Here is a 25,023-nt window from a genome sequence, read left to right as displayed (position 1 = left end):
TCTTTTAAAAAAATCTCCTGGCATATCTCCATATCTTAAACAATTTTTAGAGTCTCTTGTAGGCATCCATACAATTATAGCTCCATTTTTTAAAGAATTTTCTACTGCATAAGGATTTAATCCACCATTAGGCCAATTTAATACTGTTCCACCAAATGCTCTAGTAGAAGAATTTAATTTTTTATTAACAAGATTGGCTCTTGATTGTGTTGGTTCATAATGACTTTTTATCATCACACCTGCCATTCCATATTTTTCAGCTTCTAAAATAAGTTCAAAATCATCAAGAGCTCTGTTAAAAGCTGAAGGTTCAGTATGAGTATGTAAATCATATGCTCCTTTCATTAATTCTTTAGCTATTTCTTGAAAATTTTGTTCCATAACGCAATTCCTCCTTAATAAAAAATATATTTTTAACCAATTTTATCACAAAGCAAAAAAATAAACAACATTTTTATTTAAAAAATATAAAAAACAGCAAATTAAAGAATAAAAAATCTTTTTTTTAAAAAAAGGTTGACACTCTCCATAAAATAGTTTATACTTATATTCGAAAGAATGAATTTATATAAATTAAAATGTCTTATTTATGAAATTCAAGTTTTGATAATACATATAATTATTTTTTTATAATTTAAGGAGGGCATTCTATGAAAAATTTTAAAGTAGCAGTAATTCAAATGAGTAGCGATTTTGGATTGGTGAAAAAAAATATAGAAAAAGCTGAAAAATATATCAGAGAAGCAGCAAGTAAAGAGGCCAAATTAATATGCCTCCCAGAAGTTTTTAATACTGGTATAAAATTTCAAGGAATGAATCAACATCTTGATTTAATTGAGAAAAAGGATGGTTACACTCTAACTAAATTAAAATCTTTAGCAAAAGAATTAAAAGTTCATATTACTTGTACATTACTTCTAGAAGTAGAAAAAAATATATGTGAAAATACAGCTATTTTAATTGATGATGAGGGAAATTTAATAGGAACTTATGCTAAAACTCATCCTGTAGGTGAAGAGCGTACATTAGTAAGAAAAGGAATTGAATATCCTGTATTTGATACTAAATTAGGAAAAATAGGAATGACTATTTGTTATGATGCTTGTTTCCCTGAAACTAGTAGAATATTAGCTCTTAATGGAGCCGAAATAATGATAACTCCCGCAGCTTGGAGAGGGGGTCATTATTTTAAAGAATGGTGGGATTTAACTCTTGCTTGTAGGGCACTAGATAATTTAATATATGTAATAGCTTGTAATGCTTGTGGATTTACAGGCAATAAAGAAGTTTATGCTGGAAAATCTCAAGTTGTAAACCCATTAGGACAGGTTTTAGGTACATTAGGTATAGAAGAAGAAACTATTCTATATCAAGATATCCATTTAGATAGAGTTACTATTGAAAGAAATTTTAATACAGTATTAATAGATAGAAATATTGAATCATATAAAAAATTAACAGAAAGTATAAAAGGTATAGAAAATATGGAAAAATTAGGAGGTTTTTAAAATGGAAGATAAAGGTAAAAATTTAAAATTACGTAAAATGACTTTTTTTCCACCATTTATAGTTTTATTAGTATTTGTTCTTTTAGGAATAATAAGTGAAGACAAATTCATTAATACTATTAATGCTATTAATAATGGAATTATTAACAATTTTGGTTGGTTAGAAAGTATTCTAGCATTAGCTGTTACAATTGCAGGAGTTGTAGCAATGTTTTCAAAATTTGGAGATGTTCGTATTGGTGGAGAAAATGCTAAACCTGAGCTATCAGATTTCTCATGGTTTACAATAGCTCTTACTACAACAATGGCTGCTGGAGTTTTATTCTGGGGACCAGCTGAACCAATAGCTCATTTATTAAATCCAGCTACAGATATTACTGGTATTGAACCTTTAACAAAAGATGCATTAAAATTTTCTATGGAAACAATGTTTTTACACTGGACAGTAGTTCCTTATGCTATATATACAGTTCCAGCTGTAGTTTTTGCTTTTATGTATTATAATGGTAAAAAACCATTCTCAATAGCTAGTGAAATGTCACCAATATTAGGTAAATATGCAGATAATCAAAAAGCTATAAATATAATAGATGCGATTACATTATTCTCTATTTCAGCTGGTATGGCTGGTTCTGTAGCTCAAGGATTTATGAACGTTGCTGGTGGAGTTTCTAAAATGATGGGAATTCCTAGTAATCCAAAATTATGGTTAATTATAGGTATAATAATAGGTATAACTGTTGTTGTAACTTCTATTTCTAGGATTCAAAAAGGTTTAAAATATGTAGCTGATATAAATGTTTATGGATATATTGTATTCTTAGTATTTTTAATTATTTTTTCAAATGCTCCTTTCTTATTTAATTTAGCAACAGAAGCAATGGGTGGATTTATTGGAGGATTCTTTGAAAAAATGTTAGTTACAGGAGCTGCTCATGATACTCAATGGCCACAATGGTGGACAACTTTCTATTGGTTCAGTTGGATGTCTTGGGCCCCAACTTCTGGAGCTTTTATGGGAAGAATTGCTTATGGACGTAAAATAAAACATGTTTTAGGTTTATATATAGGGATATGTGCTACTGTAAGTGCTTTATGGATGACTCTTGTAAGTGGTACTTCATTATGGTTACACAAAAGTGGTACAGTAGACTTAGTAGATTCTTATAACAGAGGAGTTGAAAATGTTCCTTATGATATGTTAGGAGCAATGCCTTTAAGTAAAATTATAATACCACTATTTGTTATTTTAATTTTCTTATCAATAGTTACTGCTTGTAATTCTAATACTATTGCAATGGCTGGAATTTCTACACATGGTATTGACCCTGATAATCCTGAAGCACCTAATAAATTAAAACTTATTTGGGGAGCTATTACTATGTCACTAGGATATATTATGATTTCTTTATTTGGAGTAAACGGAGTAAAAGTAATAGCTAACTTTGGTGGTATGTTTGCTGCTCTTATTATGTTTGGAGCAACAGCAAGTTTAGTTATGTTAATAGTTAATCATAAAAAATATGATAAAGTATCCAAAGAAAACTAATAGTTAAAAAATTATAAAAAATAAAAAAGGTATAAAATTAACAATTTATAAAAGTTAATTTTGTACCTTTTTTTTATTAAAAGCATATTTTTTTCTTTTTTATTTTTTTATATCATATATTTTTGTTTTAATCATTTTAAAAGTTTATTTTGTATCTTAAAAAAAGAAATTTAAATTCTTTTTTAAAAAATACGGTTGACTTTATTCTTTTTTTAATGTATAATATCACTATAAAATTTTGTCTTAATTTTGTACAAAAAAGACTTATTATGTTTTTAAAACTTTAATATCAAACTTTAAAAATATTAATAATAAGGAGGGTGAAAATATGCAGTTTACAGCATGGTCAATGTTATTAGATTTTTGTATTATGTCAGGTTTATTATTCATAGCTCAAATGATGAGAAGTAAAATTAAATTTTTACAAAATTACTACATTCCATCATCATTGGTTGCTGGTTTTTTAGGATTATTTGGGGGTCCACAATTCTTAAATATTCTACCTTTTAGTTCTCAAACAGGTTCTTACGCTTATTTATTAGTTTGTGTTTTATTTGCTGGAATATTTTTAGGAAAACAGGAAAAATTTAATTTAAAAGAAACTGTCCATAAAGTTGGAGATACATTCTTAATAAATATGTCAAGTGAATTTATGTGTTTTGGACTAGCTTGTTTATTGGGTGGTATCCTAATGAAAGTTTTTTTCCCAAGTGTTTTTACTGAAATAGCAATTCTTTTACCATCAGGATTTATGGGGGGACATGGTTATGCAGCTGCTATAGGTGGAACATTAAATACTCTATTAAACAGAACTGATGGAGTAGTAATAGGACAGACATTTGCTACTATTGGATTATTAGTTGGAATATTTGGAGGAATAATTTGTATAAACTATGCAACTAGAAAAAGAGCTACTAAATTGATAGAAAGTATTGGTTCTCTTCCAGAAGAATGTAAAACAGGTATGATTCCAGTTGAAAAAAGACAAACAATGGGGGATGAAACAGTACATCCAATGGCAATGGACCCATTAGCTTGGCATATTGGCCTTATACTTATGACAACAGGAATCGGATTTGCAATTTATAGTTTTTATAAACAATATTTTCCAAATATAGAAGTTCCTTTAATGTGTGTAGCTATGTTAGTTGGAGTATTTATCCAAGCATTATTAAATAAAATAGGTTACGGTTCATATGTAGATAAAAGAGTTATTGATAGAATAGGAAGTGGGGTAACAGATTATTTAGTTGCTTTTGGGGTAGCAACAATTCAGGTATCAGTAGTTTTAGATTTTATAGGGCCTATATTAGTTTTATGTATAATAGGTACTGGTTGGCCTATAATTTTAGTATTCTATGTTGCTAGAAAGTTATTTAGAAATTTCTGGTTTGAAAGATCTATATTTATTTTTGGATATATAACTGGAGTTGTAGCAGTGGGAGTCACTTTACTAAGAATAGTAGACCCTGAAATGAAGAGTGGTACATTAGATGATTTTGGAACTGCATATACTCTACAATCAATCATTGAATTATTCTTAATAACAATGGTTCCTGTGTTTTGTGTATCTATAGGAGTCATTCCTATAGGAATAATACTAACTGCAATAGCTGTAGGAATGTTACTATTATGTAAAATTAAATATGGTTCTTATAATTTGCCAATGGATGCTTTAAGACCTGGTGAAGCAGAAATTATAGGAAAAAAATAAGTATATTATAAAATTTATATTAAAAATAATCCTCTAGTTAATATTAGAGGATTATTTTTTTAGGAGGCTTTAATGGAATTTGATTTAAATATTTTTATTTTTTTAAGTTTCTCTTGTTTCTTAGCTGCTTTTATAGATGCTATTGCAGGTGGAGGTGGAGTTATAAGTTTACCAGCATATATGATATCTGGAATACCTTTACATTATGCTTTAGGTTCAAATAAATTCGCTGTAACTTTTGGATGTTTAGGAAGTAGTTTAAAATACATATTATTAGGAAAAATTAATCTAAAAATTTTAAAATATCCAATAATCATTTCCTTTATTGGTGGAATATTAGGAGCAAAAACTGCAACTTTAATAAAAGAAGATATTTTAGAATATATTGTATTAATTTTATTAATTTTTACATTAATTTACACTCTATTAAATAAAAATCTAGGACTAAAAAACGAATTTATTAAAATAAATAAAAAAATAAATTTTCTTGGAACTTTTTGGTCTTTTATATTAGCCTTTTATTCTGGATTTTTTGGTCCTGGTAGTGGTGGACTAATGATGCTTATGTTTATAAAAATTTACAAATATGATTTTGTTACAGCTTCTGCTAATGCTAAAATTATTAGTTTTATATCTACTTTTTCTGGTTTATTATCATTTATATATTTAGGAAAAATTAATTATCTTTATTCTATACCAATGGGAATATTAATGTTTTTAGGTGGACAATTAGGAGCAAAATATGCTATATCAAAAGGGGTAAAATTTATAAAAGTAATTTTTATTCTAATATCATTTCTTACAATAGTAGGTATTTGTATTAATATTTTTATAAAATAATTTACCATAATAAAGATTAATTTTTTATATTATTATTAAAAAAAATATATTTTTTATCAAAAAAAGAATAAATAAACTTTTTTTAAAAAAATGGTTGACAAAAAGAAAAAGTTGATATATAATTATGACATAAAGATAAAGATAAAAAATAAAACATAGTAAATATAAAATCAAACAGGAGGAAGTAAAATGAAACAAAGAGAAGTTGTATTTTACAGTGAAGGAGATAAATTAATAGGAACTATTTATCTACCAGATGATTATAAAGAAGGAGAAAAAAGACCTACAGTAATCGCTAACTCAGGATGGACAGGATTAAACATAGTATATCCAGCAATGTTCGCTAGAGATTTAACTAAAAGAGGATATGTATGTATGGGATTTGATTACAGAGGATTCAAACCATCTGAAGGATTAACTAAATATACAACTCTAGAAAGAGAAGTAGAGGATGTATGTGCTGCTATTAACTTCTTAAAAGCTCAACCTGAAGTAGATAGAAATAAAATAGGATTAATTGGATGGGGAGTTGGAGGAGCTGTATGCATTGAAGCAGCTAGAAGAGAAAAAGAAACTGTAAAAGTTGTAGCTACTTTAAACTCTTTTGTTGACGGAGATCGTTGGATGAGAATGGGAATGGGAAATGATAAATACCATAGATCATTAGAATTATTAGAACAAGATAAAATAACTAGAGCTACTACTGGAGATATTGTATTAAGACATCCATATATAGTATATCCAAATATTGAAGAATCAGGAGATTTCTATATAGATAGTACATTAAAAAAATTAAATGGAGGAGTGGGAGGAAAAGCTGATGAAGATGCTGGAGAGTCATTCCCAACACCAATGTCAACAGCAATTGGAGATTCTTTCTTTAGATTCAATGTTGAATACGCACTATCTAAATTAGAGTGTGGAGTATTTGTAGGACATGGAAAATATAACGAATTACATGACAAAATAGAAGCAGAAGAAGCTTATAGATTAGCAAATGGACCAAAAGAACTATATTTTGTAGAAGGAAAACATAATGAATGGATGTTTGACAATGATCCTAAATTAGTAGGATTAATGGATGCTTTATCAGCTTTCTTTGCTAAATTTATCTAACAAATTATAAGTTCATCTAATTAAATTTTTGATATATGTTAACTTAAAAATACCCTGAAAAAACTACCTCTAATTAAGAGGTAGTTTTTTCATTTTAATATTTTCATATAAAAAATAATATTTTTATATTATTTTGACTTAAAAAAATTTTTTTGTTATACTTTAATTAAATGAAATTTAATTAGCAAGGTGGGAGTATGGAAAAAAATATAATAAATGAAATAATGAGGGTAAAAGATGTTTTACCTAAAAAACAAAGAATGTTATGTGATTTTATAGTTCTAAAATACACAGAAGTTGGAATGATGACAGTAGCTGAATTAGCAGAAGCTTCTGGAGTAGGAACAACAACTGTAATGCGTCTAATGAAGTTGCTACATTATGAAAATTATAGTGATTTTAAACATGATGTATTAGATTATTCTTTAAAAAATAAAACAACCTCTTATAGTAATATAAAGGAAGGATTTAAAAATATAGTAAATAGTTCTAATACTGATATACTTACAAAAACTTGCTACGAAGCCATTCATACTATAGAAAATTTTATTACTCCTAAAAATGTTGAAGAAATATCTAAAGCTGTAGAATTAATGATTAATAGTCAAAATATAAATGTATTAGGCTTACGTTCCTCTAAAGCTGTAGCTCTATACTTTGAGTATATAGTTGAAAGATTTTATCCTAAAGTTCGTCAATTAAGTAATGAGAGTGAATTTTTATTTGATAAAGCTTTAAGAGCAAAGCAAGAAGATGTTTTAGTTGTATTTTCTATATGGCCATGTACAAAAAGAACTATTGAAATAGCTGGTATTTTTAAAGAAAGAAATGTTCCTATAATATTAATAACTAATACAACTTTAAATCCTATAGCTAGGTATGCAGATGTTGTTATAGATACAAATTCTGTCAATAGTACATTAGTAAATTTGCCTTCAATGTTTATTGTTGAGTCCATAGCTAATGAATTGGGAAAAGTTATAGTTGATGAAGCTACCGAAAATATAAAAACTTTAGAAAAAAATTTAGATACATATGATGTATTTATGTGGGATGCTAAAGCATAGTTAAAAATAAAAAGCTAGATAAATTAATAATTTAATCTATCTAGCTTTTTTTATTATTTTATAGAATACTTATAAAAATTATCTTTATCTAAAATTTTTTCTATCTTATTTCTACAATATAAATAATCTAAATGTGACATAGTTTCTCCTGTAGCAAACCATTTTTGATTATCAGGAAATTCATTCCAACCTTTTCCTCTGGTATTCCATGTCATTTGAGAAGCTATCTCATAGGCTGTTTGAGAATCTTTTTTAGAAAGGACCTCTAATAATTCCTCTAACCTTTCTTTATGGTGATTTAAAATACTATCAATTCTATCATATATAGAAATTCCTATTTCTCTGTGTCCTGGAAATGTAGTTTTTATATCTAATTTTTTTATCTTTTTTAAACTTTCAATATAATCCCCTAAAGAATCTTTTTTCTCTAACCATGAAGTTATATTAGGAGTTATATCAAAAAGAACATGGTCTCCTGAAAAAAGAATTTTTTCTTTTGGAATATAAAGACACATATGACCTGGAGTATGTCCTGGAGTGTGAATCCCTATTAATTCTGTATCTCCTATTTGTATTTTATCCTCATTTTTTAATTTTATAACTTCAAAGATTTTATCAGGAGCAAATCTTTTAGCATGATTACTCTCTTTCAATCTAAAAGCTATGTCATTTGGAAATCCTTCTTCTTTAAATCTCTCTTCTATTTTTTTCCAATTATCTCCTATTAAATTTCCTATAAGATAATCATAATCAATTTCACTCATATAAACTTTATTATTATCTGTTGTTAATTTATTAATTAATCCACAGTGGTCTGAATGAAGATGAGTTAAAAATATATCTGTTTTCTCTAGTTCAAGCTTTAGTTCCTTTAAACCTCCTAATAAAGCTTTTAAACATTCTTCTCTTTTAAATCCAGTATCAATAATTAAATTTCTATTTTCAGTTATGATTACATAAGAATTTAAAAGTTTAAGAGGATTTTCAGGAAGAGGAACAAAAATTCTATAAATTTTTGGATTTTCATAAATTAATTCTACCATAAATTGTAACCTCTTTTATTTTATAAAACCATTTTTTAACAAGAAATCTCTTGCAACATCTTCTGGTTTTTCTCCTAATTCATCAACTCTATAATTTAATTCTATCATAACCTCATTCGTTAAAGCTGTTCCTAATTTTTCCAATAAAGGTTGAATTTCTGGATATTTTTCATAAATTTCAGTTCTAACTAAAGGTATCCCATTATATGGTGGAAAAAAGTTTCTATCATCTTCTAATACTTTAAGATTAAATTTCTTTAATAATCCATCTGTTGAAAAAGCATCAATTACATCAACATTTTTATTTAAAAGAGCTATGTATTTAGGAGACCCATCTATTGCTATTTTTTCTCCAAATCTCAATCCATATACTTTTTCCATTCCGACTAATCCATCTTCTCTATTCATAAATTCAAAACTAGTTCCTGATTTTAATTTAGGAGCTATATTAACTAAATCGCTTATTTTTTCAAGATTATATCTCTTAGCTGTTTCTTCTGTAACACTAAGAGTATATGTATTATTAAATGTCATCTCTTTAAATATTTCTATATTATTTTTTTCTTTAAAATCTTTTTTTAAAGTATCATATATTTTTCTTAAATCATTTGTAGCTGGATGATTAAAATAATTTACATAGGCTACTCCTGAATATTCCATATATAAATCAATTTCTCCTGTTTGTATAGCTGAATAACAAATTTGACCTCCACCTAATGCCATTTTTCTTTCTACTTTAATGTCAGTATTTTTTTCTATCATTTCTGACATTAAATTTCCTACTATTTGTTGTTCTGTATAATCCTTAGACCCTATTACAATAATTTTTTCTGATACTCCTGTATTTTTTAACAAACTATTTCCTAAAAGTAAGGTTATTATAATTCCAAAAATTCCAAGAATAAATTTTTGTCTTTTTCTATCTTTCTTAGTTACATTTTTTTGTAAACTGATAGGAGTAACTAATTTTTCTATTGTAGCTGCTATAAAATCTACAGTTAAAGCCAATAAACATGCTGGCACTGCTCCAGCTAAAATTTGAGCATTATCTATAAGTCTTATTCCTGAAAATACTAAAAAACCAAGTCCACCAGCTCCTATAAAAGCAGCTACTGTCATAAATCCTACAGCTGTAACTGCTGATATTCTTACACCAGCCATTATAACAGGTAAAGCTAGTGGAATTTGTATTTTTACAAGTATTTGAGATTTTGTAAGTCCTATCCCTTTAGCTGCCTCAATAGTTTGAGGATTTATATTATCTATCCCTATATATGTATTTTTTATAATAGGAAGTAAAGAATAAAGAACTACAGCTGTAACTGCTGGTACAGTTCCTATCCCTAAAAATGGTATCATGAATCCTAACAGTGCCATACTAGGTATAGCTTGCATTATATTTGCTATTCCTAATATAGGTTTATTTAAAGATTTCACATAAGAAATTAATATTCCTATTGGTACTCCAATTAAGACTGCTAATCCTACAGAAATTAATGTTAAATAAATATGTTCTAATAAGAGTTTTGTCACCTGTTCTTGATTATTAATTATATACTGTATAAAATTCATATTAGTCCACCTCTACATCTATATATTGTTGACTAAGAGTAGTAACTAAACTACTTTTAGTTATTAATCCTCTTAGTATTCCATCATCATCTACAACTGGTACTGCTGAAGAATGACTTTCATTGACTATTTTTAAAGCTGATATTATATTTTCATCTAAATGTAATTTTGGAAATTCTTTCTCCATAACAGTTTCAGCTCTTAAAGTTCTATCTTCTTGCCTTCTAATATCTTTTGGTTTTACAATTCCTAATATCTTTCTAGTTTTTATATCAATAATAGGAAGGCTATCAATTTTATTTTGACGCATTTTTTCCATACATTGAATTATAGTAGAATTTTTTGTAGTAGTAATTGGTCTTTCTATCATAATGTCTCTAACTTTTATAAATTCAGGAGAAGCCCAAATTCTATTTTTTCCAACAAAATTAGAAACATAATCATCAACAGGATTTTTTAAAATATTTTCTGGAGTATCATATTGTAAGATTTTTCCATTTTTCATAATACATATTTTATCTGCTACTTTTACAGCTTCGTCCATATCATGAGTTACAAATACTATAGTCTTTTTTAAATTTGAATGTAAACTTACAAGTTCATCTTGTAAATCTGACCTTGTAATAGGATCTAATGCTGAAAAAGGTTCATCCATTAAAATAATTTCTGGGTCAGTTACAAAAGCTCTAGCTACTCCTACTCTTTGTTGTTGCCCTCCACTTAATTCTGTTGGATATCTATTTAGATATTTTTCAGGATCTAATCCCACCATACTCATTGTATTATTTGTTTTTTCATCTAATATTTTTTTATCAACCTTTTGAAGTTTTGGAATTATTTCTATATTTTCTTTTATAGTCATATGAGGAAATAATCCTGTTTGTTGTATAACATATCCTATTCTTCTTCTAAGGTCTATAACGTTATATTTTGTTATGTCTTCATTATCTATCAATATTTCTCCAGAAGATGGTTCAATCAAGAGATTAATCATTTTTAAAAGAGTTGTTTTTCCACAACCACTTTCTCCAATTATAGCAACAAATTCACCTGTTTCTATTTTTAAATTAATCCCTTTTAAAACTTGGTTTCCTTTAAAATTTTTTGTTATATTTTTAAATTCTATCACTTTTTTCCACTCCTTTCTAGTAATACTTGTTGATAATAAAAGTTTCAAACTTCATCATTTATAGTTTACCATAATTAAACATTTTTGTCAAATTTCATACTTTAACAAATGAAAAACATTGAATTTAAAAAAACTCTATTAAAATAATTTTAATAGAGTTTTTTATTTTATTACTAACTTATTTTTTATAAATAGAAATTAATCTTCCTATATTTTCTCCAATATATTCCATATTAGTTTTTCCATTTTTTATTGCTTCTTCAAGAGTTTCTATTCTAGGAAGTATTGAAAAAATAGAATTAAATCCACATTCATATAAAACATCAATATCTTTTCCTACACTACCAGCAATCCCTATAACAGGAATATTATATTTTTGAGAAAGTTTTGCTACACCATAAGGAGTTTTTCCAAAACGAGTTTGACCATCTATACAACCTTCTCCTGTTATAACTAAATCAGCATCTTTTAATTTTTCTTCTAATTTACTATATTCTATTACAATATCAACTCCTTTTCTTAATTCTGAATTTAAAAAGGCAATTAATCCTCCACCTAAACCACCAGCAGCTCCAGCTCCTGAAATATTTTCAATATCTTTTCCTAAATCTCTTTTAATAATTTGAGAAAAATGTTTAAGATTATTATCTAGTAAAATTCTTTCATTTTTATTAGCTCCTTTTTGTTTTCCAAATATATGAGAAGCACCATTAGGCCCTATTAAAGGATTTTGAACATCACAAACCACTATTATTTTCACATTTTTTAATCTTTTATCAATACCTGATAAATCTATTTTTTCTAATTTTGAAAGTTCTCCACCACCAAAACCTATTTCTTCTCCGTTTTTATCTAAAAGTTTTCCTCCAAGAGCCTGAATCATTCCAGCTCCACCATCATTAGTAGCACTACCACCTATTCCAATTAAAATTGTAGAAACTCCTTTATCCAAAGCTCCTTTTATAAGCTCTCCTGTCCCATAAGTTGTAGTAATCAAAGGATTTCTTTTTTCTCTAGGGATTAATTCTATTCCACTAGCTGAAGCCATTTCAATAATAGCTGTATTACTATCTCCTAATATTCCGAAATTACTTTTTATTTTTTCTCCTAAAGGATTTGTTACATAAACCTCATAAAATTTTCCATTAGTAGCATCTACTAATGATTGAGTTGTTCCTTCTCCACCATCAGCCATAGGAGCAAAAATACAATCTATATTAGGATTTCCTTTTTTTAATCCTTTTTCTAAAGCTATACATACTTCTTTTGCAGTCATACTTTCTTTAAAAGAATCTGGTGCTAATACTATCTTCATGTTTATCCTCCACTATTTTTTCTTAATTTTATAATAATTAGAATATAAATACAATGGTTTAACTTTAAAAGATATCATAAATAAGAAATAAAAAATTATTTTAATCTCTATTAAAAATAAACTTTTCTATTAAGTAAGCCATTCCACCCTCATCATTTGATTTTGTTATAAAATCAACTTGTTTTTTTATTTCCGGATTAGCATTTTCTACAGCTATAGAGAATCCACTAGCTTTCAACATTGGCAAATCATTGAAAGAATCTCCAACAGCTATAACTTCATCAATAGGAATATTTAAAGTATTAGCCAATTTTTTTACAGCTACACCTTTATCAATTCCTAATTTAGTAACTTCTAAGAAAAATGGTTTAGAAATAGCTATACTATATTTATCTCCATATTCTTTTTTTAATTCTACTTCTACTTCTTTTAAATAAGATGGTTCAGCAAGTAGCATACATTTTACAGCTCCTTGATTAACAAACTCTTTGAAACTTTTTACTTTTCTATGTGGCATTTTTGTTAAATCAACTTCTACATCTATATATTCACTATCTGTTTCAGATATAATTTCATCATTGATATATGTAAGGATATGAGTATTATATTTTTTAGAAAAATCATACAATAAATGTAAATCTTCTTTCTCTAAAGAAGATTCAAAAAGATTTTTATTATTTTTAAAATCATTTATTATTGAACCATTAAAAGATATAATATAACTTCCATATTCATCAGCTTTAACCTCTTTGGCTAAAGATTTCATAGCAAAAGTTGGTCTTCCAGAACAAAGAACAAATTTAACTCCATTTTCTTGAGCTTTAAAAATTGCCTCTAAATCAATTTTTGATATTTTCTTTTGAGAATTTAAAAGAGTATCATCTAAATCTGTAATAATCATTTTATATTGTTTTTCCATAATCATCTCCTATAAATTGTATTATAAATATTTTTTAAATAATTGGAACCAAAATTTTAATCAATCCTCCTACTCCCTCTTCAGTAGAAAATGTTACATTTTTAGAAATTTCTATTGAATAATTTGAAGATTGATAATTTTTTTCTTTTATATATTTTTTTACATCTTGATAAGTTTTTAATAAATTATTATAAGCACTATTAAATTTTATCTCTAAAACTTTATTTATTTCTAAAACTTCACTTCCTTTTATATCCATTTCATAAGGTATCTCTATTCCAATTTTTAATACTGGAATAATAGTATTTTCATTTTCAATATCACTTAAGTCTGTCATTGTAATATATGATGATTCTTCCAAATTATATTTTTTCATCATTTTATTTAATTTATCATAAAGACTAATCATTTCTATCTCATCTTTTGGATTTTTTAAATTATAATATATCCATTTTATATTTTTCTTCTCTTTAATCTCTATTTTATTTTCAAATTCTATAGAAAACTCTTTTAAGTTTTCAATTCTTTTTATAAGCTCTTTTTTAGATTGCTTTAATTCTTTTATTCTTTCCTCTACCTCTTTTACTTTTTTCTCTAAAAATAAAATATTTTCATCATAACTTTTTAAACTTCCAAATTTTTTAATTTCATCTAAAGAAAATCCAGCTTTTTTTAATGTTAAAATAAGTAATAAATCCCAAATCTGCTCAATAGTATAATATCTATATCCATTATTTTTATCTATAACATTAGGAACTAAAATATCTTTTTTATGATAAAACAAAAGAGTTTGTCTAGATATATTAAAAATTTTAGCTAATTCTGAAATTTTATATTTATTTTTCATAAATTCTCCTTGACTATATATTATAGTATATAGTTTATAATATCATAGAAATATAAAAAAAGCATTATTTTTTTGGAGGATTTACTTTAATGAAAACAAATTTTGAAACTGAAAATATCACTACTTTATTTTTTAAATTTGCTATACCAGGTATACTTGGGATGTTAATCGTTTCAGCTCAAATGATGATTGATGGAGCCTTTTTAGGAAGGTTTGTTGGTCCTTTAGGTCTTGCTGGAGTAAATTTATCAATGCCTCTTGTTAATTTGTTAATGAGTGTTGGTCTTATGATTTGTATAGGTGGAGGAGTTATTGCTAGTATATATAGAGGAAATAAAAAAATAAATAACTCTCAAGAAATAGCTACTATAACTCTATCATTATTATTTATTGTATTAGAAGTTTTATCAATAATTATAATTTTAAATTTAGATTTTTTTATAAAATTTTTAGGAGCTAATAAAGAGATTTATAGTTATGTAAAAGATTATTTATTTATTTTAATATTGGGAACTTTTCTTTTTACTTCCCCAATCTTTACAGAAACTTTTGTTAGAATAGAGGAAAAACCAAACTATGTTTTTTTAAGTGGAGTAGTGGGACTTATAGTAAATATCTCTTTAGATTATCTTTTCATTGTTAAATTAAATTTAGGAATGAAAGGTGGAGCTTTAGCCACTATAATAGCTACTACTTGTTCTTTCTTAGCCCTTATCTCTAATATAAAATTTAAAAAACCTAAAAATTTAAAAGAATATAAAACTGATATAAAAAATATTTTTTATAATGGAAGTTCAGAGATGTTAACAGTTGTAGCTTCAACTGTAGCCACATATCTATTTAATAGAGTTATAATGGCAAAAGTCGGAGTTCTTGGAGTTTCAGCTCTTACAATTATTTTTTATATAAATCAAATTTTAAATATTTCTCTTTATGGTTTATCTCAAGCTCTTCAACCAATTGTTGCTTATAATGTAGGGGCTAAAAATATTGAGAAAATTAAAAAAGTTTTAAAAATTTCTTTTATTTCTGGTGGAACTTTAGGAGTTATTGTATATATTGGAAGTCATATTTTTGGAATTGAAATAATTAAAATTTTTGCTAAAGAAAATCAAGAATTGATTTTATTAGCTGATGAAGCTTTATTTTTTATAAGTTTTGCTTATTTATTAGAATTTATAAATATAATCTCATCTTCATTTTTAACAGCAATAGAAAGACCTTTGGAGTCTGTTATTGTTTCTTTATGTAGGTCTATTATATTTGTAACTATTCCTCTTTTCATCCTTCCTAACATTATAGGTCCAAAAGGAATTTGGATGACAACACCTATAGCTGAATTCCTTTGTCTTTTAGTTTCTTTTTATTTAATGAAAAAATCTATAAATTCTTTAAAAAGAAGATTAGGATAAAAAAATCTGTACAAGATACAATAAAAGTATTTTGTACAGATTTTCATTTTTTATCTCATTTGGAATCCAGCTTCTTTTATAGTTTTTATTATTTTATCTCTATGGTCAGCGTCCATACATTCTATAGCCACTGTAGCTAATTGAGAATTTATAGGAAGATTTGAACTATACATAGTTTGATTTATACTTAGGACACTTGCTTTTTCATGAGCTAAAATAGATAAAAGTTTATTTAATTCTCCAAATCTATCTTCTACAATAACATTAAGTTCTACTTTTCTACCAGCTAGAACTAAAGCTTTATTTATAATTCTTTCAACAGCTGTTATATCAGCATTTCCTCCAGAAACTACACAACAAATATTTTTTCCTTTTTCTTGGATTTTTCCAGCCAAAACAGCAGCTAGTGGAGAAGCTCCAGCTCCCTCAGCCAATACTTTACTTTTTTCTAATAAGAATAATAAACTTTTTGCTAACTCATCTTCTGTAACAGTCACTATCTCATCAACATATTCAGAAATAAGTTTATAAGTAAGTTCTCCAGCTCTAGCCACAGCTATTCCATCAGCTATAGTAGGAGTAACTTTTACAGTTGTTGGATGTCCTAATTTTATAGCTTCTTTCATTGATGGAGCATTGGCTGGTTCTACTCCTATAATTTTTACATTTTTCTTAATAGATTTTATAGCTTTTGCTATACCAGATATTATTCCTCCTCCACCAATAGGAACAATAACTATATCTACATTTTCTAAATCTTCTAAAATTTCTAAACCTATAGTTCCTTGTCCAGCTATAACATATGGGTCATCAAAAGGATGTAAAAATGTAGCTCCTGTTTCTTTTTGAATTTCACAAGCTTTTTGATAAGCCTCATCATAAACAGTTCCTACTTGAACTACTTCAGCTCCATAATTTTTTGTAGCAGCCACTTTTGATAAAGGAGCTGTACCAGGCATAACAATAGTAGATTTTATTCCAAGACTTGTAGCTCCTAAAGCTACTCCTTGAGCATGGTTTCCAGCTGAAGAAGCTATAACTCCTCTTGCTTTTTCTTCTTCTGTAAGATTCATAATTTTATTCATGGCTCCTCTTATTTTAAAAGAACCTGTTTTTTGTAAATTCTCCAATTTAAAAAATATTCTATTTCCTGTTATTTCAAAAAGAGTAGGACATTCCATTAATTGAGTTCTTTTAATTGAATCTTTAATCGTGTAAGCAGCATCTTTAATCATTTCTAAAGTAACATCATTAACCATTATAATACCTCACTTCCTATTTATATTTTTAATTGTTTTCTAAAACTTTTAAAACTTCTTCCCCTGTATAAATTTTACATTGAATAATATTTTTATCTATATATTTTTTTATTACTTTTGTTGTAGAGGGTCCTAATGAAATAATTTTTATTTCAGGAGGTAATAAAGATATATCTTCTAAATTAGAGAAAAAACTTTCTACAGAAGAGCCACTAAAAAAAGTAATATGTGTTGCTTCTTTTAATTTTTTCTCTAATATTTCATTTTTTATTTCAATTTTAGAATTGAAATATCCTATAAATTTTTTAAAATTTCTTTTATATTTTTCTGATAATTCTTTTTCTAATATTGGTGAAGCATCAGAAGTAATTATAAGAATATTATCATTTTCCTTTGTTATATCTATCATAGATTTTGCTAAATTTTCACTTAAATATTCCTCTGGAACTATATCTGGAATTATTTTATATTTTTTTAATTGACTTGCAGTTTTACTTCCAATAGCTCCTATTTTTAGATTTGAAATAACTCTTATATCAGGAATATGTTTGAAGAAAAAATCAACTCCATTAGGGGAGTTAAACATAATTCCTTGATAATTTTTTAAAGATGAATAATCAAATTTATCCATAGAATCAGTTAGTTTTATTGTAGGAATAAGGATACTTTCTCCTCCTCTTTTTTCAATCTCTCTTGAAAAAGCTTCTCCTTGTACCTCTTCTCTAGTAACTATTATTTTTTTCCCAAAAAGAGATTTCTTCTCAAACCAATTATATATTTCTCTCTTATTAACAACTTCTCCTACTATAACAATAGCTGGAGGAGTTACTTTATCTACAATTTTATCTATTTCTTTTAAAACAGTCGTATAAGTTTTTTGATTTGTGGTAGTACCTTTTTCAATAATTCCTATGGGAGTATTTGGATTTTTTCCATTTTTTATAAGCTCAGAGCAAATATTTTCTAAATTTTTAACTCCCATTAAAAATATTAAAGTTCCCTCTAACTTACTTATTATTTCAAAATTTTGTATTCCCTCTCCATCAGCAGTAGACCCTGTAAAAACATGAAAAGAACGAGCTATATTTCTATGAGTAACAGGAATTCCACTGTATTCAGGAACACTTATTGCTGATGTTATTCCTGGGACAAGTTCAAAATCTATATTATATTTCTCTAAGGCTTCTATTTCCTCTCCACCTCTACCAAAGACAAAAGAATCTCCACCTTTTAATCTCACTATATTTTTAAAATTTCCAGAAAGAGCTTTTTCAACTAAAGTATCATTTATAATTTTTTGTAAAGTTCCACCTTCTGTATTTTCTTTTCCTAAATATATAAGTTCAGCTTCCTTATTTGCAAAAGATAAAATTCTTTTATTAACCAATCTATCATAGATGACACAATCAGCCATTTCTAAATATCTTTTTCCTTTTAGAGTAAGAAGTTCAAAATCTCCAGGACCTGCTCCTATAAAAAAAACTTTTCCTTTATTCATTAATATCACCTTTTAAAATTTCTGCTAGATTATTGATTAAAATATCTCCATATCTTAAAGGTCCTCTTAATTTTTTCTTTAATACTTTATTATTGAAACAATACATCCCAATAACTTCAATAAACTCTTCACAATCATTATCTGTTATAAGTTTTATACTACAACCAATTGGAGTATGACAACCACCATCAAATATTTTTGAAAATTCTCTTTCAAGTTTTATGATTTTAGTAGTTACTTCACAAGAAATACTATCTAAAATATTTTTTACCTCTGTGTTTCCTTCTTTATATTGAATACATAAAGCTCCTTGAGCTGGAGCTGGAATTACATCTTCTACATCAAAAAATTCTGTAATTTTATTTTCTAAACCTGTTCTAATGAGACCAGCACTTGCTAAAACTATTCCATCATAATTTTCTTCTTCTAATTTTCTAAGTCTAGTATGGATATTTCCACGAAGAGGTTTTATTATTGCATCAGGTCTTAAGACTTTTATACATTCACCTCTTCTTAAAGAACTTGTTCCTATAATTGGATTTTCTGGTAACTGACTAAGTTTTAAACCAGATTTTGAAATAAAGACATCTCTATTATCTTCTCTTTGAGGTACTCCACTAAATACAAGTCCTTTAGGATTTTCGCTTGGCATATCTTTCATTGAATGAACTGCAAAATCTATTGTATTTTCAAGTAACTCTTTTTCAATCTCTTTTGTAAAAAAACTTTTTATAGAAGTTCCACCACTTCCCCAATTAGTAGTTAAATCTTTATCTCCTGTTGTAACTATTTTCTTTATTTCAAAAGTGTAATTTGGATATTTTTTTTCAAGAATATTTTTTACTATTTCTGTCTGAGCAAGAGCTAATATACTTCCTCTAGTACCTATTACAAAATTTTTTTTCATACTTTTCCTTTCCTGATAAACTTTTATTATCTGATTTATATCTGAAGTTATCCAAGGATAATTCAAAAGAGGTCTTTTTAATATAAGAACTTTTATATTTTCTTCAATGGCACTTTCTAATTTTTCTAATTCTCCACCAATATTTCCACTTTCTTTAGTGATAAGATATTTAATATTATAATTTTTAAAAATAGCTTTATTAAATTCCTTTGAAAAAGGTCCTTGTAAAGCTATTATATTTTTTGCCATTATATTAGAATTTTCTAGTTTTTCAACAGAAACTTTAGTTGGTAAAATTCTAAAATATATATTTTTTAAATTCGGAAGAATAGAAAAACTTTCTATCTGGTTACTTCCTAAAGTTACTAAAATATTTTCTGAAATATTTTTTATATAGTCTATTATTTCTTGAATATTTGAGAAATATAAGAAATTATTTTGAATATTAGTTTTTTCTATATCTTCTCTTTGAAATCTATAATACTCAATATTTAATTTTTTAGAAATTTCAATTATATTTTCAGATACATTTGCTGCATATGGATGACTAAAATCAAAAACTCTATCTATCGAATTAGAAAGAATAAATTTTTCCATTTGGTTTTTATCCATAGCTTTTACTAAAACATTTATATTATAATCCTCTAATAATTTTTTTCCATATTCAGTAACAACAGTTACAATAAAATCTTTTGAAAAATTTTCCGTTTTCAAAATTTTTTCTATAAAATTTCTAGAGTCTTTTGTTCCACCTATAATCCAATCCATTATATCAGTCCTTTTTTCTCTTTAGTACTATTATTATACCATAGAAAAGAAATATTGGAAAATTTTTATAAAAATATTGTATAATATAAGTAAAATTTAAAATTGGTTATATAATAAAAAATTAATTAATGTAAGGAGGATATTTTATGCAAGGTATTATTATAGCTGGTACTAAAAGTGGAATTGGAAAAACAACAATAACTATCGGACTTATGAAAGTTTTAAAAAATGTCTCTCCTTTTAAAGCTGGTCCTGACTATATAGATGGAAAATTTCATGAATATGTAACAAAAAATAAAAGTTATAATTTAGATTACTTTTTAATGGGAGAAAAAGGTATCAAATATAGTTTTTTAAAAAATAGAAAAAATTTTTCAATAATAGAAGGAGTAATGGGACTCTATGATGGTTTAGGTGATGAGTTAGACAATGGAAGTACAGCACACATCTCAAGAATTTTAAATATTCCTATTATTCTTGTTGTTGATGCCAATAAAAGAAGTACAAGCATATGTGCAGAAATTTTAGGTTATAAACTTTTTGATGAAAGAGTAGAGATAAAAGGAATTATTTTAAATAATATCTCTTCTGAAAAATCTTATGAAATACTTTCTAAAGCCATAGAAAAATATGTTGAAATTCCTTGTGTTGGTTATCTTCCTAAAATAGATGAAATTTCTTTAGAAAGTAGACATCTAGGACTTATACAAGCTGAGGAAATTAAAGAATTAGATAAAAAAATAGAGATATTAGCTGAAAAAATTAAAAAGACTATTGATATAAATAAAATTTTAGAAATTTCCAACATAGATACTCCAACATCAAAAAATAGTATCAGTGATAAACTTTTAAAAAATGATATTTTACTAAATGAAGAATTATTAAAAATAGAACGAAAAATTTTAAACTTAAGTGAAGTAGTAAAATATAAAGGGTTAAAAATTGGAGTGGCTAAAGATAATGCTTTCTCTTTTTATTATAATGACAATCTTGAGTTTTTAGAAAGATTAGGAATTGAAATAAAATATTTTTCTCCTATAAATGATGAAAAAATTCCAGAAGATGTTGATGGATTATATTTTGGTGGAGGATATCCTGAAATTTATGGAAAAGAGTTAGAAAAGAATAAATTAATGATAGAAAGTATTAAGAGTTTTTATAATGATGGTGGAGTTATTTATGGAGAGTGTGGAGGATACATATATCTTTCTCAAAAATTAAAAACCTTAAATAATGAAACATTTAAATTTGTAGGACTGACAAATAATAAATTTCAAATGAAAGATAGATTAAATGTTGGAAAGTTTGGATATATTAATGTAGATTGTTCTTTAGAAAAAGAAAAAACTTTAAGTTTTCCAGCTCATGAATTTCATTATTCTGAAATAATAGAAAAATCTGGAGAAAATATATTTAAAATTTCTAAGAAAGATGGAAGAAGTTGGGAATGTGGGTATTCTGAAAAAAATCTTTTCTGTGGTTATCCTCATCTTCATTTCTTTTCAAGTCAAGATTTTGTATATAACCTATTAAATAAAGCAAAAGAATATCATGATAAGAAAAATAGATTTAATTTTATGAATTTTTTTAATTTTAGAAAAGGAAAGAGATAATGGAATATATAAAAGAACCTCAATCAATAGAAAAAAGAAGTTTTGAAATTATAACAGAAGAACTTGGAGAAAAAATAAATAATTTTACAGAGGAAGAATTACCTATTGTAAAAAGAATTATTCATACAACAGCTGATTTTCAGTATGCTGATATTATAAAATTTCTTAATAATCCAATAACAAGTGGAAAAACTGCTATAAAAAATGGTTGTAAAATTTATTGTGATACTAATATGATATTGAATGGACTTAATAAAAATATTTTAAAAAAATTTAATTGTGAAGCCTATACATTAATATCTGATGAGGATGTTGCAAAAGAAAGTAAAGAGAGAGGAATTACAAGGTCTATAATAGGTATTGAAAAAGCTAGTAAAGATAAAAATACTAAAATTTTTCTTATAGGTAATGCTCCTACAGCTCTTTATAGATTAAAAGAATTAATTGAAACAAAAGAAATTGAAAAACCATACTTAGTTGTTGGAGCTCCTGTTGGTTTTGTAGGAGCTAAAGAATCTAAGGAAGTTTTTAAAAGTTTAGATATTCCATATATTACAATAAATGGAAGAAAGGGAGGAAGTACAGTAACTGTAGCTATATTACATGGAATTTTATATCAGTTATATAAAAGAGAGGGATTTTAGATGAAAGAATTAAAATCAGGATACACTACAGGAAGTTGTGTTATAGCTAGTGCATTAGCTGGATTTTATTGTATTTTTAATGATGAATTTTTAAAAAATATAGAAATTTCTCTCCCTTATGATAAAAATTTAATAATTCCTATAAATAGAATTAAAAAAAGAAAAAATTTTGTAACCACATCTGTTATTAAATACTCAGGTGATGACCCTGATGTAACTAATGGAATAGAAATTTTTACTAAAATAAAAATTGTTAAATCTTTTACAGAAGATAGTAAAGGATATAAAGATGAAAATATTTTTATAAGAGGTGGTAGAGGGATTGGAGTTATCACCAAAAAAGGATTACAACAACCTATTGGAAAATATGCTATTAATCCAAAACCATTGGAAATTTTAATAAAAAATATAAGAACCTTTTTAGAAAAATATAATATAAATGAAAAAATAGAAATTTTAATATATATTCCTAAAGGAAGAGAGATTGCCAAAAAAACTTTTAATGAGAAATTAGGAATAATAAATGGAATTTCTATTCTTGGTACAACAGGAGTTTTAAAACCAATGAGTGAAGAAGCTTTAAAAGATTCTCTAAAATTAGAATTAAAAGTTTTACATGAAAATAGTAACAAAGATTGGATAATATTTTCTTTTGGAAACTATGGAAAAAAATATTGTGAAGATTTTGGATTAGATACTAATAATCTCATTGTTATAAGTAATTATATTGGATATATGTTAGATTGTGCTGTGGAAATTGGTTATAAAAAAATATTTCTTGTGGGACATATAGGAAAAGCCATAAAAATAGCTGGAGGAATATATAATACTCACAGTAAAGTTGCTGATGCTAGAATGGAGATAATGTTGGCTAATGCTTTTGAAATCGGAGAGAAAAAAGAGATTCTTTATAAAATTCTCTCTTCTAATACAGTTGAAGAAGCTTGTGAATATATAGAAAACAAAGAATTTTTTAATTTAATCGCTAATAAGGTTGTAAAAAAATCACAAGAATATATAAAAGATGAAAGTATAAAAATTGAAGCTTTAATATTTTCTTTTAAAGAAGATGTGGGAATGAGTAAAAATTTTTATAAAATGGTGAAAGAGTTATGATAAATGTTATTGGATTAGGAGTTGGTCATCTAGATTATTTTTCAGAAGCTGGAAAAAAACTCTTAAAAACTTCTGAAATTGTAATAGGTGGCAAAAGACAATTAGAAGATATAGAAATTCTTTTAAATAATAATATTGAAAAATATTATCTAAGTAAATTAGATGAAATGAAAATGTATATAAACAAAAATATAAACAAAGAGATTTCTATAATAGTTTCTGGAGATACAGGATATTACAGTTTACTTTCTTTTATTAAAAAAAATTTTTCAGAAAATTTAATAAGAGTTATCCCTGGACTTTCCTCTTTTCAATATCTATTTGGAAAACTTTGTGATACTTGGGAAGAGTATTCTTTTTGTAGCTTACATGGAAGAGAGTCAGATATAATAGAAATTTTAAAAAATAGTAAAAGAGGAGTTATTTTACTTACAGATAAAAAAAATAATCCATATATAATTGGAAAAAAATTATTAGAAAATAAAATAGAAAATATTGAAATTATTGTTGGAGAAAATTTATCTTATGATGATGAAAAAATAAGTAGATTTTTTCTTAGTGATATAGAAAAATATAATAGAGAATTTTCTATAAATGTAATGGTGATAAAAAAATGCATATAAAAGATAATGAGTTTATAAGAGGAAATGTCCCTATGACAAAAGATGAGGTTCGTGCTATTTCTATATCTAAATTAGAACTTCTTGAAGATTCTATATTAGTAGATATTGGAGCTGGTACAGGAAGTGTTGGGATTGAAGCTTCTACCTACTTAAAAAATGGTTTTGTTTATGGGATAGAAAAAAATATAGAGGCTATTGAACTTATAAAAAAGAATTTAGAAAAATTTAATATAAAAAATTATAGATTAATTTATGGTCTAGCTCCAAATGATTTAAATTTTTTAGAAGAAAATTCCTTTGATAGAATTTTTATTGGTGGAAGTTCTAATAATATGAAAAATATTTTAGATTTTTTTATAAAAAAATCTAAAAAAAATAGTAGATTTGTAATAAATTTAATTACTCTTGAAAATTTAGGAAAAACTTTAGATTTATTAAAAGAAAAAAAATTATCAGATATAGAAATTGTAAATGTAAATATATCAAGAAATAAAAAAATAGGAAATTATAATATGATGATTGGAGAAAATCCAATATATATAATAAGTGGAAGAAAGGAATAAA

22 protein-coding genes are annotated in these 25,023 nt (G+C 25.9%); 12 read left to right on the top strand and 10 right to left on the bottom strand.

Translation table 11 applies throughout. The features are described 5' to 3' along the window. On the bottom strand, positions 1-381 hold a 381-nt coding region (locus HF862_RS08425), incomplete at its 3' end, for a DUF6282 family protein (protein WP_206039067.1). 269 nt (positions 382-650) lie between these two features. On the opposite strand from HF862_RS08425, the gene HF862_RS08420 reads away from it, so the two are divergent. The 6 genes from HF862_RS08420 to HF862_RS08395 all read left to right on the top strand — a co-directional run bounded on the left by HF862_RS08420 (position 651) and on the right by HF862_RS08395 (position 7,794). Beyond that, positions 651-1,508: a carbon-nitrogen hydrolase family protein gene (locus tag HF862_RS08420; RefSeq protein WP_170187427.1), complete on the top strand. Its 858-nt coding sequence runs from the start codon at positions 651-653 to the stop codon at positions 1,506-1,508. Position 1,509: 1 nt separating this feature from the next. Next, a complete protein-coding gene (locus HF862_RS08415; protein WP_170187426.1) occupies positions 1,510-3,057 on the top strand; it encodes a BCCT family transporter in 1,548 nt (515 codons plus the stop codon). Positions 3,058-3,385: 328 nt separating this feature from the next. Beyond that, positions 3,386-4,771 (top strand): sodium/glutamate symporter, encoded by a 1,386-nt coding sequence (locus HF862_RS08410; RefSeq protein ID WP_170187425.1) that lies wholly within the window; start codon positions 3,386-3,388, stop codon positions 4,769-4,771. A 72-nt stretch (positions 4,772-4,843) separates the two neighbouring features. Further along, positions 4,844-5,611, top strand: coding sequence for a TSUP family transporter (locus HF862_RS08405; RefSeq protein ID WP_170187424.1), 768 nt, complete (start codon positions 4,844-4,846; stop codon positions 5,609-5,611). A gap of 189 nt (positions 5,612-5,800) precedes the next feature. After that, positions 5,801-6,727, top strand: a complete 927-nt coding sequence (locus tag HF862_RS08400) for an alpha/beta hydrolase (RefSeq protein WP_170187423.1) — start codon at positions 5,801-5,803, stop codon at positions 6,725-6,727. Positions 6,728-6,924: 197 nt separating this feature from the next. Then, positions 6,925-7,794 carry a MurR/RpiR family transcriptional regulator gene (locus HF862_RS08395; protein ID WP_170187422.1) on the top strand — a complete coding sequence of 290 codons (870 nt, stop codon included), beginning with the start codon at positions 6,925-6,927 and terminating at the stop codon, positions 7,792-7,794. 53 nt (positions 7,795-7,847) lie between these two features. Here the strand turns inward: HF862_RS08395 and HF862_RS08390 are convergent, their stop codons facing one another. From HF862_RS08390 to HF862_RS08365, 6 genes are all read right to left on the bottom strand, one after another. Further along, positions 7,848-8,837 carry an MBL fold metallo-hydrolase gene (locus tag HF862_RS08390; protein WP_170187421.1) on the bottom strand — a complete coding sequence of 330 codons (990 nt, stop codon included), beginning with the start codon at positions 8,835-8,837 and terminating at the stop codon, positions 7,848-7,850. Between the two features lie 15 nt (positions 8,838-8,852). Further along, positions 8,853-10,409 (bottom strand): glycine betaine ABC transporter substrate-binding protein, encoded by a 1,557-nt coding sequence (locus HF862_RS08385; protein ID WP_170187420.1) that lies wholly within the window; start codon positions 10,407-10,409, stop codon positions 8,853-8,855. 1 nt (position 10,410) lies between these two features. Continuing rightward, entirely contained in the window at positions 10,411-11,538 is a 1,128-nt protein-coding gene (locus HF862_RS08380; protein ID WP_170187419.1) for an ABC transporter ATP-binding protein, read from the bottom strand. 178 nt (positions 11,539-11,716) lie between these two features. Next, positions 11,717-12,853 carry a glycerate kinase gene (locus HF862_RS08375; protein ID WP_170187418.1) on the bottom strand — a complete coding sequence of 379 codons (1,137 nt, stop codon included), beginning with the start codon at positions 12,851-12,853 and terminating at the stop codon, positions 11,717-11,719. Between the two features lie 100 nt (positions 12,854-12,953). Then, the gene (locus tag HF862_RS08370) at positions 12,954-13,772 is read right to left on the bottom strand and encodes a Cof-type HAD-IIB family hydrolase (protein WP_170187417.1); all 819 of its coding nucleotides are present in this window, start codon (positions 13,770-13,772) and stop codon (positions 12,954-12,956) included. A 34-nt stretch (positions 13,773-13,806) separates the two neighbouring features. Then, positions 13,807-14,619, bottom strand: a complete 813-nt coding sequence (locus tag HF862_RS08365) for a MerR family transcriptional regulator (RefSeq protein ID WP_170187416.1) — start codon at positions 14,617-14,619, stop codon at positions 13,807-13,809. A gap of 89 nt (positions 14,620-14,708) precedes the next feature. Between HF862_RS08365 and HF862_RS08360 the strand changes: the two genes are divergently transcribed. After that, positions 14,709-16,031, top strand: a complete 1,323-nt coding sequence (locus tag HF862_RS08360) for an MATE family efflux transporter (protein ID WP_170187415.1) — start codon at positions 14,709-14,711, stop codon at positions 16,029-16,031. A 50-nt stretch (positions 16,032-16,081) separates the two neighbouring features. Here the strand turns inward: HF862_RS08360 and ilvA are convergent, their stop codons facing one another. From ilvA to hemC, 3 genes are read right to left on the bottom strand one after another with little or no spacing between them, the layout of a single operon-like run. After that, positions 16,082-17,290 carry a threonine ammonia-lyase gene (ilvA, locus tag HF862_RS08355; protein ID WP_170187414.1) on the bottom strand — a complete coding sequence of 403 codons (1,209 nt, stop codon included), beginning with the start codon at positions 17,288-17,290 and terminating at the stop codon, positions 16,082-16,084. 28 nt (positions 17,291-17,318) lie between these two features. After that, positions 17,319-18,788: a uroporphyrinogen-III C-methyltransferase gene (gene cobA, locus HF862_RS08350; protein ID WP_170187413.1), complete on the bottom strand. Its 1,470-nt coding sequence runs from the start codon at positions 18,786-18,788 to the stop codon at positions 17,319-17,321. Next, positions 18,781-20,463, bottom strand: coding sequence for a hydroxymethylbilane synthase (hemC, locus tag HF862_RS10195; RefSeq protein ID WP_370456855.1), 1,683 nt, complete (start codon positions 20,461-20,463; stop codon positions 18,781-18,783). The genes cobA and hemC overlap by 8 nt, the downstream gene beginning before the upstream one ends. A gap of 146 nt (positions 20,464-20,609) precedes the next feature. Here hemC and HF862_RS08335 point away from each other — a divergent pair, with 146 nt between their 5' ends. The 5 genes from HF862_RS08335 to cbiT are packed head-to-tail and all read left to right on the top strand — an operon-like array spanning position 20,610 to position 25,022. Further along, the gene (locus HF862_RS08335; protein ID WP_170187412.1) at positions 20,610-22,076 is read left to right on the top strand and encodes a cobyrinate a,c-diamide synthase; all 1,467 of its coding nucleotides are present in this window, start codon (positions 20,610-20,612) and stop codon (positions 22,074-22,076) included. Continuing rightward, the gene (locus tag HF862_RS08330; protein WP_170187411.1) at positions 22,076-22,720 is read left to right on the top strand and encodes a precorrin-8X methylmutase; all 645 of its coding nucleotides are present in this window, start codon (positions 22,076-22,078) and stop codon (positions 22,718-22,720) included. Before HF862_RS08335 ends, HF862_RS08330 begins: the two co-directional genes overlap by 1 nt. Beyond that, the gene (gene cbiD, locus HF862_RS08325) at positions 22,721-23,836 is read left to right on the top strand and encodes a cobalt-precorrin-5B (C(1))-methyltransferase CbiD (RefSeq protein WP_170187410.1); all 1,116 of its coding nucleotides are present in this window, start codon (positions 22,721-22,723) and stop codon (positions 23,834-23,836) included. Next, positions 23,833-24,459 carry a precorrin-6y C5,15-methyltransferase (decarboxylating) subunit CbiE gene (gene cbiE / locus HF862_RS08320; RefSeq protein ID WP_170187409.1) on the top strand — a complete coding sequence of 209 codons (627 nt, stop codon included), beginning with the start codon at positions 23,833-23,835 and terminating at the stop codon, positions 24,457-24,459. The genes cbiD and cbiE overlap by 4 nt, the downstream gene beginning before the upstream one ends. Continuing rightward, positions 24,450-25,022: a precorrin-6Y C5,15-methyltransferase (decarboxylating) subunit CbiT gene (gene cbiT / locus HF862_RS08315; RefSeq protein WP_170187408.1), complete on the top strand. Its 573-nt coding sequence runs from the start codon at positions 24,450-24,452 to the stop codon at positions 25,020-25,022. The genes cbiE and cbiT overlap by 10 nt, the downstream gene beginning before the upstream one ends. The last annotated feature ends 1 nt before the right edge of the window (position 25,023 follow it).

The organism is Fusobacterium sp. FSA-380-WT-3A (assembly GCF_012843705.1).
In the GTDB taxonomy this organism is placed as follows: Bacteria; Fusobacteriota; Fusobacteriia; order Fusobacteriales; family Fusobacteriaceae; genus Fusobacterium_B.
The sequence above is the reverse complement of the archived record's forward strand: the minus strand, read 5'-3'. Positions and strand labels throughout refer to the sequence as shown.

Coding starts and splice junctions, on each gene's coding strand:
- HF862_RS08375 (WP_170187418.1), bottom strand. CDS start 12,853: ATGAAGATAGTATTAGCACCAGATTCTTTTAAAGAAAGTATGACTGCA.
- HF862_RS08395 (WP_170187422.1), top strand. CDS start 6,925: ATGGAAAAAAATATAATAAATGAAATAATGAGGGTAAAAGATGTTTTA.
- ilvA (WP_170187414.1), bottom strand. CDS start 17,290: ATGGTTAATGATGTTACTTTAGAAATGATTAAAGATGCTGCTTACACG.
- HF862_RS08365 (WP_170187416.1), bottom strand. CDS start 14,619: ATGAAAAATAAATATAAAATTTCAGAATTAGCTAAAATTTTTAATATA.
- HF862_RS08330 (WP_170187411.1), top strand. CDS start 22,076: ATGGAATATATAAAAGAACCTCAATCAATAGAAAAAAGAAGTTTTGAA.
- HF862_RS08410 (WP_170187425.1), top strand. CDS start 3,386: ATGCAGTTTACAGCATGGTCAATGTTATTAGATTTTTGTATTATGTCA.
- HF862_RS08420 (WP_170187427.1), top strand. CDS start 651: ATGAAAAATTTTAAAGTAGCAGTAATTCAAATGAGTAGCGATTTTGGA.
- cobA (WP_170187413.1), bottom strand. CDS start 18,788: ATGAATAAAGGAAAAGTTTTTTTTATAGGAGCAGGTCCTGGAGATTTT.
- cbiD (WP_170187410.1), top strand. CDS start 22,721: ATGAAAGAATTAAAATCAGGATACACTACAGGAAGTTGTGTTATAGCT.
- HF862_RS08385 (WP_170187420.1), bottom strand. CDS start 10,409: ATGAATTTTATACAGTATATAATTAATAATCAAGAACAGGTGACAAAA.
- HF862_RS08335 (WP_170187412.1), top strand. CDS start 20,610: ATGCAAGGTATTATTATAGCTGGTACTAAAAGTGGAATTGGAAAAACA.
- HF862_RS08405 (WP_170187424.1), top strand. CDS start 4,844: ATGGAATTTGATTTAAATATTTTTATTTTTTTAAGTTTCTCTTGTTTC.
- HF862_RS08400 (WP_170187423.1), top strand. CDS start 5,801: ATGAAACAAAGAGAAGTTGTATTTTACAGTGAAGGAGATAAATTAATA.
- cbiT (WP_170187408.1), top strand. CDS start 24,450: ATGCATATAAAAGATAATGAGTTTATAAGAGGAAATGTCCCTATGACA.
- HF862_RS08370 (WP_170187417.1), bottom strand. CDS start 13,772: ATGGAAAAACAATATAAAATGATTATTACAGATTTAGATGATACTCTT.
- HF862_RS08415 (WP_170187426.1), top strand. CDS start 1,510: ATGGAAGATAAAGGTAAAAATTTAAAATTACGTAAAATGACTTTTTTT.
- HF862_RS08360 (WP_170187415.1), top strand. CDS start 14,709: ATGAAAACAAATTTTGAAACTGAAAATATCACTACTTTATTTTTTAAA.
- cbiE (WP_170187409.1), top strand. CDS start 23,833: ATGATAAATGTTATTGGATTAGGAGTTGGTCATCTAGATTATTTTTCA.
- hemC (WP_370456855.1), bottom strand. CDS start 20,463: ATGGATTGGATTATAGGTGGAACAAAAGACTCTAGAAATTTTATAGAA.
- HF862_RS08390 (WP_170187421.1), bottom strand. CDS start 8,837: ATGGTAGAATTAATTTATGAAAATCCAAAAATTTATAGAATTTTTGTT.